This is a genomic window from Pantoea sp. SJZ147 (assembly GCF_007828605.1).
In the GTDB taxonomy this organism is placed as follows: Bacteria; Pseudomonadota; Gammaproteobacteria; order Enterobacterales; family Enterobacteriaceae; genus Pantoea; species Pantoea allii.
Window position 1 is genome coordinate 1 of the sequence record NZ_VIVB01000010.1, and the last position, 15,472, is coordinate 15,472.

At 53.1% G+C, this 15,472-nt stretch carries 13 protein-coding genes; 5 read left to right on the plus strand and 8 right to left on the minus strand.

Translation table 11 applies throughout. The features are described from left to right. Positions 1-341 precede the first annotated feature (341 nt). The gene (gene mdtD / locus FBY13_RS14960; protein ID WP_096012541.1) at positions 342-1,742 is read left to right on the plus strand and encodes a multidrug transporter subunit MdtD; all 1,401 of its coding nucleotides are present in this window, start codon (positions 342-344) and stop codon (positions 1,740-1,742) included. Here the strand turns inward: mdtD and rbsR are convergent. From rbsR to FBY13_RS14995, 7 genes are all read right to left on the minus strand, one after another. Beyond that, positions 1,739-2,722 carry a ribose operon transcriptional repressor RbsR gene (gene rbsR / locus FBY13_RS14965; RefSeq protein ID WP_063877753.1) on the minus strand — a complete coding sequence of 328 codons (984 nt, stop codon included), beginning with the start codon at positions 2,720-2,722 and terminating at the stop codon, positions 1,739-1,741. The two genes, mdtD and rbsR, sit on opposite strands and share 4 nt — an antisense overlap. Before the next feature lie 13 nt (positions 2,723-2,735). Continuing rightward, positions 2,736-3,665, minus strand: a complete 930-nt coding sequence (gene rbsK / locus FBY13_RS14970; RefSeq protein ID WP_145394531.1) for a ribokinase — start codon at positions 3,663-3,665, stop codon at positions 2,736-2,738. A 61-nt stretch (positions 3,666-3,726) separates the two neighbouring features. Further along, positions 3,727-4,602, minus strand: a complete 876-nt coding sequence (gene rbsB / locus FBY13_RS14975; protein ID WP_063877755.1) for a ribose ABC transporter substrate-binding protein RbsB — start codon at positions 4,600-4,602, stop codon at positions 3,727-3,729. Between the two features lie 26 nt (positions 4,603-4,628). Further along, a complete protein-coding gene (rbsC, locus tag FBY13_RS14980) occupies positions 4,629-5,600 on the minus strand; it encodes a ribose ABC transporter permease (protein ID WP_063877756.1) in 972 nt (323 codons plus the stop codon). Further along, complete coding sequence (rbsA, locus tag FBY13_RS14985; RefSeq protein ID WP_063877757.1) at positions 5,597-7,105, minus strand: ribose ABC transporter ATP-binding protein RbsA; 1,509 nt, start codon at positions 7,103-7,105, stop codon at positions 5,597-5,599. Before rbsA ends, rbsC begins: the two co-directional genes overlap by 4 nt. Positions 7,106-7,112: 7 nt before the next feature. After that, entirely contained in the window at positions 7,113-7,532 is a 420-nt protein-coding gene (rbsD, locus tag FBY13_RS14990) for a D-ribose pyranase (RefSeq protein WP_109717959.1), read from the minus strand. A gap of 182 nt (positions 7,533-7,714) precedes the next feature. Continuing rightward, complete coding sequence (locus tag FBY13_RS14995; protein WP_063877759.1) at positions 7,715-8,116, minus strand: YgiW/YdeI family stress tolerance OB fold protein; 402 nt, start codon at positions 8,114-8,116, stop codon at positions 7,715-7,717. A gap of 160 nt (positions 8,117-8,276) precedes the next feature. Between FBY13_RS14995 and qseB the strand changes: the two genes are divergently transcribed. After that, entirely contained in the window at positions 8,277-8,948 is a 672-nt protein-coding gene (gene qseB, locus FBY13_RS15000) for a quorum sensing response regulator transcription factor QseB (RefSeq protein ID WP_063877760.1), read from the plus strand. Further along, on the plus strand, positions 8,936-10,276 hold the full coding sequence (gene qseC / locus FBY13_RS15005; protein WP_145394532.1) for a quorum sensing histidine kinase QseC: 1,341 nt from the start codon (positions 8,936-8,938) through the stop codon (positions 10,274-10,276). The genes qseB and qseC overlap by 13 nt, the downstream gene beginning before the upstream one ends. 34 nt (positions 10,277-10,310) lie before the next feature. Here the strand turns inward: qseC and kup are convergent, their stop codons facing one another. After that, the gene (kup, locus tag FBY13_RS15010) at positions 10,311-12,179 is read right to left on the minus strand and encodes a low affinity potassium transporter Kup (RefSeq protein WP_145394533.1); all 1,869 of its coding nucleotides are present in this window, start codon (positions 12,177-12,179) and stop codon (positions 10,311-10,313) included. A 268-nt stretch (positions 12,180-12,447) separates the two neighbouring features. Here kup and ravA point away from each other — a divergent pair, with 268 nt between their 5' ends. After that, the gene (gene ravA / locus FBY13_RS15015; protein ID WP_063881064.1) at positions 12,448-13,944 is read left to right on the plus strand and encodes an ATPase RavA; all 1,497 of its coding nucleotides are present in this window, start codon (positions 12,448-12,450) and stop codon (positions 13,942-13,944) included. After that, positions 13,941-15,401, plus strand: a complete 1,461-nt coding sequence (gene viaA, locus FBY13_RS15020; protein WP_145394534.1) for an ATPase RavA stimulator ViaA — start codon at positions 13,941-13,943, stop codon at positions 15,399-15,401. The genes ravA and viaA overlap by 4 nt, the downstream gene beginning before the upstream one ends. Positions 15,402-15,472 lie beyond the last annotated feature (71 nt).

Sequence of the window (15,472 nt, forward strand, 5' to 3'; positions counted from 1 at the left end):
GAGGTGGCGTATATTACGCTTTCCTCCTTCAGAGTCAACCTCTTTTTCAGAAGTTTTTCTCCGGCGGCTCAGTTTCCTGAACCTCCCGACACCGCATTCCGTAAGCCGTTGTGCCGTGTCAGTGGAGGCGCATTATAGGGCGTTCTCTCTGAGTGACAAGCATTAATTACAAAAAAATGACTGAGCGGTTTATTTTTAAACGAACGCGCTAAAAACCAACACTTCCTGCCTAAAGAACGCACGGAAATCACCACACAGTCATGAAAAGAGGCGTATTGTGCATTTCTGCCAATGCTATTCTTCTTCATTATCTTTGCTGAAAACATTACGAAGGACGCTCAATGATCACATCCGCGCGCAGTATGGCCGGTCTGCCATGGATTGCCGCTATGGCATTCTTTATGCAATCACTGGATGCCACCATATTGAATACCGCTCTGCCCGCGATCGCCACCAGCCTTGAGCGTTCCCCCCTTGCCATGCAGTCCGCCGTGATCAGCTATACCTTAACTGTTGCCATGCTCATCCCGGTTAGCGGTTGGCTTGCAGATCGTTACGGCACACGCAAAATCTTCATGATTGCCGTCTCTCTCTTTACGCTGGGGTCGTTAGCCTGCGCCTTATCGCCCTCTTTATCGGTTCTGGTCACTTCACGCATCATTCAGGGAGTCGGTGGCGCAATGATGATGCCGGTGGCCCGCCTGGCACTTCTGCGTGCTTATCCGCGCAGTGAACTCCTGCCCATCCTTAACTTTGTGACGATGCCAGGTTTAGTGGGGCCAATCCTTGGGCCTCTGCTGGGCGGTGTTATGGTGACGTATGCCACCTGGCACTGGATATTCCTGATTAACATCCCTATTGGCATACTTGGCATATTCTATGCGCGAAAATATATGCCTGACTTCACCACGCCAAAACGCCGCTTCGACTTTCTGGGCTTTCTACTGTTCGGAATTGGATTGGTGATGCTCTCTACAGGTATCGAGCTATTTGGTGAGCGCATTGTCTCGCCCTGGATTGCGGCAGCGGTACTGTGCGGCGGTATTGTGTTATTGCTTCTCTATATAGCACATGCCCGGCGCCATCCTTCTCCCCTGATCAATCTGCCCATGTTTAAGACCCGCACCTTCTCGGTAGGTATCATTGGCAATATCGCTTCACGACTGGGTACAGGCTGTGTTCCATTTTTAATGCCGCTGATGCTTCAGGTGGGATTCGGTTATTCAGCGATTCTGGCAGGATGCATGATGGCACCAACGGCCGTTGGCTCTATTCTCGCGAAACAGAGCGTGACGCAGCTGCTGCGCTGGTTTGGTTATCGCCGCTTGCTGGTGAGCATTACGGTAATCATCGGGTTTATGATCGCCAGCTTCTCCCTGCAGTCGCCTTCTGAAAGCATCGCGTTATTGTTGATACCGCTCTTTCTGCTGGGCATGGCGATGTCCACCCAGTTTACAGCGATGAACACGATTACTCTGGCCGATTTAGATGACGACAACGCCAGCGGTGGAAATAGCGTCTTAGCCGTAACGCAACAACTGGCTATCAGTTTTGGCGTCGCGGTCAGTGCTGCCGTACTGCGTTTTTATCAGGAATTTGATGGCACGACGGTAGAACAGTTCCATTCTACCTTCCTGACGATGGGCATTGTTACCGTGCTGTCGGCGCTGACATTTATGATGCTGCGCAACGGTGACGGACGTAACCTGATTAGCAATCGGGACAAAAAGAAGAAAGCTTAGACCGAGCCTCGCGGTACTAACTCCGGCGTCAGCACCAGCGTTTGCTGACTGACGTCGGGATTGCTCAGACGATGAATCAGCGTATCTATCGCCAGTTCACCCAGTTCGTCTTTGGGTTGATGGATGGTACTGAGCGGGGGTGACATATAGCGCGCCAGTTCAATGTCGTCATATCCCATCACCGCCATATCTCGTGGAATCTGCAATCCGGCCTGATGCAACGCGTGATAAACCCCGACCGCCATCGCGTCATTGCTGGTAAAAACCGCATGCGGGGGCCTGTCCAGCGCCAGCAATTCAAACATTGCGTTGTAGCCGCCTGAAAACTCAAAATCGCCACTCACAACATATTCGGGCGGGACATCCAGACCGTTTTTCTGCATCGCCTGGTAATACCCTTCCAGTCGCATACGCGCCGGCGTTTTATCAAGCGGCCCTGAAATACAGGCGATACGTGAATAGCCACTATCAATAAGATGCTGTGTTGCCAGTTCACCGCCCAGAAGCGCATTGTCCTGAATAATATCGCCCCGGCCTTCAAAAGGTGCCCAGTCCATCATCACCATTGGGATAGAAGGATAACGATTAAGGATTTCAGCCGAGGGTAGATGGCTTTCAGTGCACATGATAAGTAAACCATCCACGCGTTTTTGCAGCAGCGTTTCCAGACTGCGGTTCATGCGCGCTTCATCGCCTGCGGTATTACACAGAATCAGGCTGTATCCACGCTCATAGCAACTGTCTTCTACGCCGCGCACGACTTCAGCATAAAAAGGGTTACTACTGGCGGTCAGTAACATACCGATGGTATTGGTTTGGTTAAGCTTAAGGCTACGTGCTAATGCCGACGGCGCATAATTGAGATCGCGGATCGCCTGTTCGATTTTTTCACGCACGCCATCACTGACAAAACGGTTCTTATTGATAACGTGTGAAACCGTTGAAGTTGACACTCCCGCCAGTCTGGCAACATCTTTCATCGTAGCCAAGCGCTTAACCCTGCTGCTGTAAAAAGTCGTCGATCTCCGCACGCCAGGGTACAGAAGGCTGGGCGCCAGAACGGGTTACCGCAATTGCCGCTGCGGCGTGGGCAAAGCGAACGGCATCATGCATGGCCTTACCTTCAAGACGAGCTGTGATAAATGCCCCGTTAAACGTATCGCCAGCCGCAATGGTGTCGACCGCGTTAACGTCAAAACCCGCAATGCGCTGCCCTTTACCATTTTCACTCAACCAGACGCCGCGGCGGCCAAGGGTGATCAAGACGGTCGCAATACCTTTGTCATGCAATGCGGCGGCGGCACGTGCGGCATCGTCATCATTATTAACCGCGATGCCGGTGAGAATTTCTGCTTCAGTTTCATTCGGCGTAATGATGTCGATAAGCGCTAACAAACTATCGGACAGTTTTGTCGCCGGGGCGGGATTCAAAATTACATGGGTCTGATGCTGTCTGGCTAAAGTCGCCGCAGCTAAAACACTGTCCAGCGGCGACTCAAGCTGCATCAGCAAGGCATCGGCCTGCGCAATCACCTGCTGGTGACGTTCGACATACTGCGGCGTTAACGCCGCGTTAGCACCGGAATAGATGCCAATATTATTCTCACCTTCGCCGTTGACGAAAATCATCGCGACACCGGTAGATTCACCTTCGACCGCTTCTACTGGATGGGTATCAATATTGTCCTGCGCTAACTGCTGGCAGATGCGTTCACCAATGTCATCGGCACCGACACAGGCTATAAAGGCAATATCGGCACCCGCACGGCCCGCGGCGACAGCCTGATTTGCGCCTTTACCGCCAAACGCAATCTGATATTTCTGCCCGATCACCGTTTCGCCGGGGCGGGGAAAGTGAGCCAGATTAAGGATATGGTCAGCATTGATGCTACCGAGAACGGCCAGTTTTGCGTTTTTGCTCATTGGGAGAGTCCGAAATAAGTGCGCCACCGACGGGTGACGCAGTGCCCTGCTTTTCTTCGATTTATTTGGTAACCAGTTTCAGGTCGACCGGATTGATCGCCTGCACTTTTTCACCTTTCAGCACTTTATCAGCAGTCTGAACGCCGATCATGCCAATTTTCTCTGGCATCTGAGCCACGGTCGCGGCCAGTTTTCCGCCTTCAACCGCTTTCACACCATCTGGCGTGCCATCAAAACCCACAACCATTACATCGGTTTTGCCCGCCGTTTGCAGCGCACGCAGTGCACCCAGCGCCATTTCATCGTTCTGAGCAAACACAGCCTGCACATCCGGATGCGCCTGCAGCAGGTTCTGCATAACGTTCAAACCTTTAGTACGATCAAAGTCAGCCGGCTGACTGGCCAGAATCTGGAATTTATGTGCATCAGCGGCCTGTTTAAAACCTTCGCCACGTTCACGTGCAGCCGAGGTACCCGCGATGCCTTCTAATTCGATAATTTTCGCGTTATCACCCAGTTTACGTGCGATGTAGTCACCCGCCATTTTACCGCCAAAGCGGTTATCAGATGCCACGTGACTGACCACGGTGCCCTGTGCAGCGACACGGTCCAGGGTGATCACCGGGATCTTCGCCTGGTTAGCCATTTTGATTGCGTTGCCGACAGCATCAGAATCGGTAGGGTTAATCAGCAGCACTTTCGTCCCGCGCACGGTTAAGTCCTGAACGTTGGCCAGTTCTTTTGCCGGGTTGTTCTGTGAATCCAGCACGACCAGGTTGTAGCCCAGTTTATCGGCTTCTTTCTGTGCACCCTCTTTCAGTGAAACGAAAAACGGGTTGTTCAGCGTAGAGATAACTAAGGCAATGGTATCTTTAGCCATTGCGCTGGCGCTGAGCGTTGCACCAAGGATCACAGCTAATGCAGTTAACTTTTTCATCATTTTATCCTGTATAAAGGTCTGAGTTATTTGCTGCTTTTATTGTCCACCAGCACCGCCAGCAGAATGACTACCGCTTTAACGATCATCTGGTAGTACGAAGATACACCCATCAAATTTAAACCATTGTTCAAAAAGCCGAGGATTAATGCGCCAATTAAGGTGCCAACAATCCGGCCCTTTCCGCCCGCCAGGCTGGTACCACCCAGAACAACGGCGGCAATGGCATCCAGTTCATAACCTGTTCCGGCCGTCGGCTGGGCGGAAGAAAGACGGGCGACTTCGATAGAACCCGCCAGCGCCGCCAGCATGCCGGACAGTGAGTAAACAATCACTTTTACCCGGTTAACATTAATGCCGGAAAGACGTGTTGCGGCTTCATTACCACCCAGCGCATAGATATAGCGGCCCAACCGCGTGTGGTGCAGCATGTACCAGGCTGCCACGAACACCACCGCCATCAGCCATACCGGTGTAGGAATGCCCAACGGACGACCGATACCAAACCAGCCAAACAGGTCGGCATTGTCATTAAAGCCGGTATTCACAGGGCTGCCGTTGGTGTACACCATGGTGACACCGCGCAGTAACAACATCATCACCAGCGTGGCAATAAAAGCCTGCACCTTACCGCGCGCCACAATGGTGCCGGTGACCGCACCAATAGCGGCCCCCAACGCCAGCGAAGCCGCTACGGCAACAAAGGCATTTACCTCCATCCCCACCAGCGATGCCGCCACCGCGCCCGTAAGCGCCAGCAGCGATCCCACAGACAGATCGATACCGGATGTCAGAATAACCAGCGTCATGCCCACCGCCATGATGGCGTTGACCGATGTCTGCTGCAGGATGTTGAACAGGTTTGCCACCGTAAAGAAATTTGGGCTCTGGCTCGCGACCACGGCAATCAACACAATTAACGCAATCAGCGACTTTTGCTCAAGCAACCAGGCTTTGCTGAACCAGCGGCGGTTAGACGGAACGGTTTGGGTGGTCATACAACTAAATCCTCACTGTGTTGCTTACCGACGGCTGCCGCCATCAGGCTTTCCTGAGTAGCGTCTTCACGGGTAAATTCGCCGCTTAAACGGCCTTCATGCATCACGACAATGCGATCACTCATGCCCAGAACTTCTGGCATTTCTGACGACACTAAAATAATGCTCAGCCCTTCGGCCTTGAACTGGTTAATAAGCTGATAAATCTCTTTTTTTGCCCCCACGTCGACACCGCGCGTCGGTTCATCAAGAATCAACACGTTGGGGCGCGTCATGAGCCCGCGGGCAATCGCGACTTTTTGCTGATTACCGCCTGACAGCAGGCCAATCGGCTGCTCCATTGACGGCGTTTTAACGTTAAATAAGCGGATAAAGTCGCTGACGGCGAGTTGTTCTTCAGCGTGCCTGAGTCTGCCGCCCATGTGGCTGAAGTAGCGCAGTGCGGTCAGAGACATGTTCTCTTTTACTGACATGCCCAGCACCAGGCCATCGCGCTTACGGTCTTCCGAGATATACACGATGCCATTGGCAAGGCCATCCTGTGGTGAGCGAGTCACCACTTCACGTCCACTCAGCCAGATCTGCCCGGCGCTGCGGGGCGCAGCACCGTAAAGAATTTTCATCAGTTCGGTACGTCCGGCGCCCATCAGGCCAGACACGCCCAGAATTTCACCTTTACGCAGGGTAAACGAGACGTTATCGACGCCAGGCCCGCTAAGGTTTTCCACTTTAAGACGCACTTCACCCGGAGCATCGTCAACATGGGGATACTGATCTTCCAGTTTACGGCCCACCATCATCTCAATGAGGCTCTCTTCACTCAGATCGCTGACGGCACGTTCAGCAATAAACTGGCCATCACGAAACACCGTGACGTCATCGCAAATCTCGAAAATCTCTTTCATGCGATGGGAGATATAAACGATACCGCAGCCTTGCGCTTTCAGCTCATTGATGACCCGGAACAACGACAGGGTTTCGGTATCCGTGAGCGCGTCAGTCGGCTCATCCATAATGATGACTTTCGACTCAAAACTCAGGACCTTGGCAATCTCGACCATTTGTTGATCGCCGATGGATAAATCGCCCACCAGCTTATGGCTGTTAAAACGCAGATTCAGACGTTTCAACAGCGCGTCGGCCTCGGCATACATCCGCTTCCAGTTAATACAGCCAAAACCATTGACGAATTCACGCCCCAGGAAAATGTTTTCCGCGACAGTTAACTGAGGGATCAGGTTAAGTTCCTGATGGATAATACCAATGCCCGCTTCCTGCGATGCTTTAGGTCCGCTAAACGTGGTTTCTTCACCAAGCCATAACAGCGAACCGGCGTCACGGCTGTAAATACCGGTGAGCACCTTCATCATGGTGGATTTGCCGGCGCCGTTTTCACCTACCAACGCCATTACGCGTCCCGGCCAGACTGACAATGACGCACCATTCAGCGCTTTAACGCCGGGAAATGATTTTTCGATGCCTTTAAGCTGCAGTAAGGGTTGCATAATGGCCTCAGAAGGTCACACCTGCGCTCAGGATGACATTCGCAAACGGAGAACACTCTCCGCTGCGAATGACCGCCTGGCTACGTTGTGTTTGTTGTTTGAACTGTTCATGACTGATGTAGCGGGTAGTGATGGTGTTTCCCTGGTGCTGTTGCAATGCGTCGAGCACGGCGATCAGTTCGCTGTGGAGCTGCGGATTGTGCTGCTTAATCTCTTCCGCAATAAAGGCGCTTTCCACCTGCATCTCAAGCGTAACGGCTTCTACCACCTGCATAAATCCCGGCGTACCCGGCGTCAGCGCCAGATCGATACGTTGTGGTCCTGCCGGAATCGGCAAGCCCGCATCGGCGATCGTTAACGTGTCCGTGTGGCCCAGGCGGGCGATAACGTGAGAGAGTTCAGCGTTTAACAAGCGACCTTTTTTCATTTTTACACTCCATAGCGAAACGTTTCGCTTTCTGGAGTGTATAAAAAACAGGTTACAACTCAACCACAGGATCAAAAATTTGTGATCGTTATCGAAACGTTTCGCTGTTGCAGAAAAGAATTTGAGTTAGGCACATGGCCCAAGCGGAAAATGGACCGCCGGGGCGGTCCATTTGGGGGGCGTTATGGCAGCTTCTTGACCTGTTTAACGTCCAGCTCAATGCTGTTGAAATCTTTATCCAGTTCACCCGTCAGTTCGACGCGATCTTTTGGCGAAACGGTCAGGCCGTTCCAGCGCTTGTGGTCAATTTCTACCTTCATCGTGCCGGTCTCGTCACGGAACAGGTAATCTTCGTCGCCAATCTGCTTTTCAAGCTGGCCACGAACGGTAATCCAGCTGTCATCTTTCATTTCTTCAGCCTGTTTCACCGTCACAACGCTGCTTTGACCGGCTTTAAAACCGCCTTGCTGATGATGTGCTGCCGGTGCTGACGCATTCGGGTCAACGAATCCGCCCTGTTGAGCGGCAAATACCGGCGCAGAAGCCAGCATAGTCACGGCTAATAGTGCAGCATACTTTTTCATTTTGTCACCTCTTGTCCATGAAGCTGTTATGTCAGTGGCTGTAGTAAAACATAGAGTTCTTAACAGGATCTTAAGGCGAAAATAACCTCAGTTTTTAGCCAAACTCGCTGTACAACGGCCACCCAGCTTCGTATAAATCGCTTATTAAAAGGGAGAGAGAATGCGAATTTTACTCATTGAAGACGATCGTCTGATTGGAGATGGCATTAAAGCAGGGCTCAGTAAGCTGGGGTTCAGCGTCGACTGGTTTGTCTCAGGTGAGGCGGGTTTTCAGGCATTAACGGCGGCACCGTGGGATGCGGTCGTACTTGATTTGTCCCTTCCGGAGCGTGACGGGCTGGACATATTGCGCCAGTGGCGTCAGCAGGGGCACGATGTGCCGGTCCTTATCCTCACCGCCCGCGATGCCCTGGATCAACGCGTTGAAGGATTACAGATGGGGGCTGACGATTATCTGTGCAAACCCTTTGCCCTTACAGAAGTTGCCGCACGGTTACAGGCATTGATTCGCCGCCGCCACGGGCAACTTCAGCCCGAACTGCGCCACGGGGATGTGGTATTGATTCCCGGCAATCTCAGCGTAGAAAGAAACGGCGAAAACATTGCGTTAAAAAGCCGTGAGCTGGCGCTGCTTGAGCTGTTTATGCGTAATCCGGGTCGGGTACTGACGCGTAGCCAGCTTGAAGAAAAGTTGTATACCTGGGATACCGAAGTGTCGAGTAACGCGGTGGAAGTGCATATTCATCATCTGCGTAAGAAGCTCGGCAATCGCTTTATCCGCACTATCCACGGCGTGGGTTATACGCTGGGAGACAGCGAATGCGATCGATGAGTTTGTTCCTGCGTCTTGGCATTGGCCTGGTGCTGATCCTGGGCATTTGCTGGGGAACAGCGACGCTCAGCGCTTGGTATAAAACGCGTGACACCATTAATGAGCTGTTTGATACGCAACAAATGTTGCTCGCTAAACGCCTGCTGACCCTGGACTTTACCTCGCTCAACGGCACGTCGCTGCCAAAAACGAAAACGCTGTTACACCATAACCGTGGCGAACAGGACGATGACGCGCTGGCCTTCGCGGTATTCGACCGCGCGGGGAAACAGATCCTCAACGATGGCGATAATGGCAAAGATCTGCCCTTTAATGCGGATCATCAAGGTTTCCAGAATGGCCAGCTTAACGGGGATGACGATCTCTGGCGCTTTGTCTGGCTGACCACGCCCGATCAACGTTACCGTGTCGTCGTCGGCCAGGAGTGGGAATACCGTGACGATATGGCAAAAGATCTGGTCAATGCCGGCATGATGCCCTGGCTGATTTCCTTGCCTTTTATGCTGCTGATGTTGACGGGCCTGGTCTGGTACGAACTTCGTCCACTAAAAAAACTGAGCCAGCAGCTTGCCGCGCGCGCGCCTGATGATGACGCGCCCTTGCAGGCCCAGCGCGTTCCTAAAGAAGTCCGCCCGTTGATTGATGCACTTAACGGCCTGTTCAGCCGCATTCATACCATGATGCAGCGGGAACGCCGCTTCACATCCGATGCGGCTCACGAATTACGCAGTCCGCTGGCCGCGCTGCAGGTGCAAAGCGAAGTCATTCAGTTGGCCGCCGATGACGAGGCGATGCGCACCCACGCGCTGCAGCAGTTAGATGCCGGTATCGTCCGGGCCACCCGCCTGGTCGATCAGTTGCTTACGCTGTCGCGCATTGAAGCCGATGATGTCCGCAAGGCGTTCCAGCCCGTTATGCTGAAAAAGGTGGCACAGGACACGCTGGCTTCACAGTTACCGCTGGCAGATAAGGCTGACATTAAGTTACGCCTTAACGCTACCGCCGATCCGCTTATCTCGGGACATGCGCTGCTGCTGTCTCTGCTGATCAGAAATCTGCTGGATAATGCTATCCGCTATACACCATCAGGCAGCCGCGTTGACCTTACCCTTAGCCAGAATACGTTAAAGGTGGAAGATAACGGCAACGGTTTATCGGCAGATGAACTGCAACGCCTGGGGGAACGTTTCTGGCGTCCGCCGGGGCAGGAAAAAAGCGGCAGTGGGCTGGGGTTATCGATAGTGCGCAATATTGCACAGCTGCATGGCATGACACTGCACTTTGCTCCGCATCCCGGCGGCGGATTATGCGTCACGCTATGTTGGTAACACACTGCGCCTGACTGGCAGGCGCAGTCGTCGTCTAAATCTCGACCTGCGTACCCAGTTCTATTACCCGGTTTGGCGGGATTTCAAACTGATCGGGCGCACGTAGCGCATTGCGTTGTAGCGTCATAAACAACTTGCCGCGCAGACGCAAATACCAGGGCCGTTTACCGATAATCAGCGACTCATGGGACATAAAGAAAGACGTCTCCATCATCCGGCAGTTAAGTCCTTCCAGACCGCAACGGTGGAAAATCTCTTCCACGTTCGGTGTTTCGCGCCAGCCGTAACTCGCCACCACGCGCCAGAAGGTGGGCGACAGCTGTTCGATGGTGACGCGCCGGACGTTATGCACGTAAGGTGCATCTTCAGTACGCAGGGTTAACAGCACGACGCGTTCATGCAGCACCTTGTTGTGCTTCAGGTTGTGCAGCATGGCAAAAGGAATAACGTTCAGTGCACGCGACATGTAAACCGCGGTGCCCGGCACGCGCACAGGCGGCGATTTTTCCAGAGACGCAATCATCGCCTCCAGGGAGTTACCGTGTTCATGCATGCGGCGCAGCAAACGAAAACGTTCGCTCTTCCACGTGGTCATCACGATAAACATCATCAGCGCCAGCGTCAGCGGCAGCCAGCCACCAGAGAAAATCTTGATCAGGTTGGCCGAGAACAGCGACACATCAATACACAGCATGACAATTAAAATCAGCCCCACCAGATAACGATTCCAGTGCCAGTTCAGTATCGCGACGGTCGCGCAAAGAATAGAGGTCAGTACCATTGTCCCCGTCACCGCAATACCGTAAGCCGCGGCCAGGTTACTGGAGTGCTCAAAGCCGATGATGACAATCACAACAGAGAAATAAAGCAGCCAGTTGATTACCGGAATATAGATCTGCCCAGACTCATTTTCTGATGTATGAACGATGCGCATAGGGGGTAAATAGCCCAGGCGCACGGCCTGGCGGGTTAACGAGAAAACCCCGGAAATCACCGCCTGTGAGGCGATGACGGTGGCTAACGTTGCCAGAATTAACATGGGAATCAGCGCCCAGTCGGGTGCCAGCAGGAAAAACGGGTTTTTGATCGCTTCAGGATGCTTCAGTAACAACGCACCCTGACCGAAATAGTTGAGCACCAGCGAAGGCAGCACCACCACAAACCATGCCAGCCGGATAGGGAATTTACCAAAATGCCCCATATCCGCATACAGCGCTTCGACGCCCGTAATCGCCAGTACCACTGCTCCGAGTGCAAAAAAGGAAACCGTCTTATATTCCACAAAGAAGTGCAGCGCCCAGTAGGGGTTTAATGCATGTAATACCTCAGGATTATTGAGAATGCTGCGCGCACCCAGTACGGCCAGGACGATAAACCACAGCAGCATGACGGGCGCGAACAGTTTACCCACGATACCGGTGCCATGTTTTTGAATGACAAACAGCAGGGTCAGCACGGCAATGGCCATCGGCACAATATAGCTGTCGAGGCTTGGCGCAGCGATTTCCAGACCTTCAATCGCCGACAATACGGATACGGCAGGGGTGATCACCACCTCACCATAGAAAAAACTGCCGCCAATGAGCCCCATAATCACCAGGATCGCAGTGGCACGTCCGCCCGTATTTCGCCCCGCCAGCGACATCAGCGTCAGAATACCGCCTTCTCCGGCATTGTCGGCACGCATCACGTAGCTGATATATTTCAGCGACACCACCAGCACCAGCAGCCAGAAAATCAGCGAAAGAAAGCCAAAGACCGCATCCCGTTCCACGCCAAAGCCAAACTGCCCCGAAAGACATTCGCGTAAGGTGTAAAGCGGGCTGGTGCCGATATCTCCGTAGACGACACCAATGGCAGCCAGCGTTAATCCGCCTAGTGAGTGCTTATTATCCGAGCTCATAAAATTATCTTTTGTTGGAGTCTGAGAGGCGCACAAGCCATCAAAAAGCGCACAGTATGCACGTATTCACAAAAATTCCTACCTCCGTCGTGGTAACAGACGGCCATCCCCTGTTTTTTCTGTTGCCTGCAATCTTTAAAGCCGTGTTGTCGAACCTTCTGAAACAAAAAAGCTGACATCGATTAACGCTTTCGCGCATCATACCCTATAGAGTATTGCGTTCGCTAAAACGCGGCGGCTCGACGATTGTAAGGACATTGATGTGATTATGGCTCAACCCCATCTTTTGGCAGAAAGAATTTCTCGTCTCAGCAATGCGTTAGAAAAAGGTTTGTATGAGCGTCATCATGCCATTCGCCTTTGCCTTCTCGCCGCCCTCAGCGGCGAAAGCGTGTTTCTGCTGGGGCCGCCGGGCATAGCAAAAAGCCTGATTGCCCGCCGCCTGAAGTGCGCCTTCCAGCATGCCCGCGCCTTTGAGTATCTGATGACCCGCTTTTCCACGCCGGAAGAAGTGTTTGGTCCACTGTCGATTCAGGCGTTAAAAGATGAAGGCCGCTATCAGCGGCTGACCAAAGGCTATCTACCGGATGCAGAAATCGTATTTCTGGATGAGATCTGGAAAGCAGGCCCGGCAATCCTCAACACGCTGCTCACCGCCATCAACGAACGCCGTTTCCGCAACGGTGATAGCGAAGAAAAAATCCCCATGCGCTTGCTGGTCACGGCCTCGAATGAGCTACCGGAAGCCGACAGCGGGCTCGAAGCCCTCTATGACCGTATGTTAATTCGTCTGTGGCTGGATAACGTGCATGAAAAGCAGAACTTCCGCAGCATGCTGACTCATCATCAGGATGAAAATGACAATCCGGTCGCCGAATCGCTGCGCATCAGCGACGAAGAGTATGTGCAATGGCAACAAGGTATCAGTCAGGTCACGCTGCCCGATAACGTGTTCGAACTGATCTATCAGCTACGTCAGCAGTTGGAAAAGTTGCCAGATGCGCCTTACATCTCCGATCGTCGCTGGAAAAAAGCCATACATCTGCTGCAGGCCAGCGCCTTTTACAGCGGGCGAAACACCATTGCTCCGCTGGATCTGATCTTGTTGAAAGACTGTTTGTGGCACGACGTCACTTCGATGCAACTTCTGGATCGCGAAATCGATCAGTTGATGACGCAACATGCCTGGCAACAGCAGGCCATGCTACTCAGGCTTCAGCAACTCAAGGCGCGACGTCTGGCACTGCAACAGCAGCAAAGCGTGGCCGTCGCCATTACGCTTGAGAAACACAGCGGCATGTTCAGCCGTAAACCGCATTACGATATGCCCGAAAGCTTTACCGATGCGCAGTTGACCCTGATGCTGCAAAAGCCGCTTACACTGCATGATATGCAGGTCACGCATCTGGTTATTGAGCGTGAAGCGCTGAATCACTGGCTACAGAAAGGTGGTGACGTTCGCGGCAAATTAAACGGCATTGGCTTTGCACAAACGCTGGATATGCTGGTGGATGCTCAACATTGTCTGGCCGTGCGTGATGTCAGTCTGCAAACGTCCAGGCTGACTCTGCCAGGCGCAAGCAGCAGTGATGCGCTGCCTGAGGAAATCCGCGAAGCGCTGGATGAACTCGACAGCCAGCTACGTCAGCAGCGCCATCAGTTCAGCCAGCAACAACGTTGCCTGTTTATCAGTGATGACTGGCTGGCTCGCGTCGAAACCAGCCTGCAGGACGTAGCGGAACAACTTAAACAGGCGCGTAAATGATCTCTCTGGAGACGCTGAGTACCCTGCTGTCAATCGGTGAAACCGAACTGATTGAAGAGTTAATTCTGGCACTCCTCGCGTCCCCACAGCTGGCCCTGTTCTTTGAAAAATTCCCCGGCATGAAAAAGGCGCTGTTACGCGACGTTCCTCGCTGGAAGGCGGAGATTGATGCCGAACTCAAAGCCACGCCCGTACCGGAAGCGCTGGCGGAAGAGTTTCAGTTATTCCAGCGTATTCAGTTACTCAGCGATCGTGAATTCAGCCAGCAGCTCGATGAAACCCTTTCTCACCTTGAACGTCTGACGTCCCCTTTTCTGGAAGAAGCACAACGCCTGCTGCTTCATAACGATCCCGGCAATCTTAGCAGCGCTCAGCATACGCTGTTCCTGCAACGCTGGCGGCTCAGCCTTACGCTGCAAACGCTCACGCTTAATGAGCAGCTTCTTGAGCAGCAGCGCGAACGTCTGATGGCCGAGTTACAGCGACGTATGGCATTGAGCGGTCAACTGGCGCCGGTTCTGGCAGACGATGACGAAGCCGCAGCCGGACGCTTATGGGATATGGGCAAAGCCCCGCTTCAGCACGGCGACTACCAGCTGATGTTGCAGTACGGTGAGTTTCTGGCGCAGCAGCCTGAATTAATGAAGCTGGCCCAGCAGTTAGGCCGCAGCCGTGAAGCAAAATCGGTTCCCTCGCAGGACGCACCGATGGAAGCCTTTCATCACCTGGTGCGCGAACCTGATGCCGTACCGGAAGAAGTCAGCGGCATTCATCAGAGTGATGATGTGCTGCGTTTGCTGCCGCCCGAGCTGGCGGCGTTAAGCGTCAGCGAGCTTGAACTTGAGTTCTACCGCAGGCTGGTAGAGAAGCGACTGCTTACTTACAAACTTCAGGGTGATGCCTGGCATGAAAAAATCACCCAACGTCCCGTCAGCCACCAGCAGCACGAAGAACAGCCACGAGGTCCGTTTATCGTGTGTGTTGACACCTCCGGTTCGATGGGCGGTTTTAATGAACGCTGCGCAAAAGCCTTTTGCCTGGCACTTCTCAAGGTCGCACTGGCCGATCGCCGCCGCTGTTACATCATGTTATTCGCCCATGACGTAATTGGTTACGAATTAACAGGTGATGACGGACTGGAGCAGGCCATCCGTTTTCTCAGCCAACGTTTTCGTGGCGGAACCGACCTTGCGGCCTGTCTTTCAGCCGTGGTCAAGCGGATGGAGGGCGCGTTATGGCACGATGCCGATGCCGTGATAGTGTCGGATTTTATTGCGCAGCGCCTGCCAGAAGAGGTGGTACGCAGCGTTAAACACCGTCAGCAGCAACAGCAGCAGCGCTTCCATGCCGTCGCCATGTCTACGCATGGAAAACCCGGCATTATGCGCATCTTCGATCACATCTGGCGTTTCGATACCGGCTTAAAGAGCCGCCTGTTACGTCACTGGCGCCGTTAAGCGAGGCAGCAGAAATTCCATTTTGCTTTATAGTAAATATCTGCAATTACTTATTCAGCAATCAGGAGTGT

Excerpts from the sequence above, each read along its gene's own strand:
- mdtD (WP_096012541.1), top strand. The coding sequence starts at position 342 with ATGATCACATCCGCGCGCAGTATGGCCGGTCTGCCATGGATTGCCGCT.
- rbsR (WP_063877753.1), bottom strand. The coding sequence starts at position 2,722 with ATGAAAGATGTTGCCAGACTGGCGGGAGTGTCAACTTCAACGGTTTCA.
- rbsK (WP_145394531.1), bottom strand. The coding sequence starts at position 3,665 with ATGAGCAAAAACGCAAAACTGGCCGTTCTCGGTAGCATCAATGCTGAC.
- rbsB (WP_063877755.1), bottom strand. The coding sequence starts at position 4,602 with ATGAAAAAGTTAACTGCATTAGCTGTGATCCTTGGTGCAACGCTCAGC.
- rbsC (WP_063877756.1), bottom strand. The coding sequence starts at position 5,600 with ATGACCACCCAAACCGTTCCGTCTAACCGCCGCTGGTTCAGCAAAGCC.
- rbsA (WP_063877757.1), bottom strand. The coding sequence starts at position 7,105 with ATGCAACCCTTACTGCAGCTTAAAGGCATCGAAAAATCATTTCCCGGC.
- rbsD (WP_109717959.1), bottom strand. The coding sequence starts at position 7,532 with ATGAAAAAAGGTCGCTTGTTAAACGCTGAACTCTCTCACGTTATCGCC.
- FBY13_RS14995 (WP_063877759.1), bottom strand. The coding sequence starts at position 8,116 with ATGAAAAAGTATGCTGCACTATTAGCCGTGACTATGCTGGCTTCTGCG.
- qseB (WP_063877760.1), top strand. The coding sequence starts at position 8,277 with ATGCGAATTTTACTCATTGAAGACGATCGTCTGATTGGAGATGGCATT.
- qseC (WP_145394532.1), top strand. The coding sequence starts at position 8,936 with ATGCGATCGATGAGTTTGTTCCTGCGTCTTGGCATTGGCCTGGTGCTG.
- kup (WP_145394533.1), bottom strand. The coding sequence starts at position 12,179 with ATGAGCTCGGATAATAAGCACTCACTAGGCGGATTAACGCTGGCTGCC.
- ravA (WP_063881064.1), top strand. The coding sequence starts at position 12,448 with ATGGCTCAACCCCATCTTTTGGCAGAAAGAATTTCTCGTCTCAGCAAT.
- viaA (WP_145394534.1), top strand. The coding sequence starts at position 13,941 with ATGATCTCTCTGGAGACGCTGAGTACCCTGCTGTCAATCGGTGAAACC.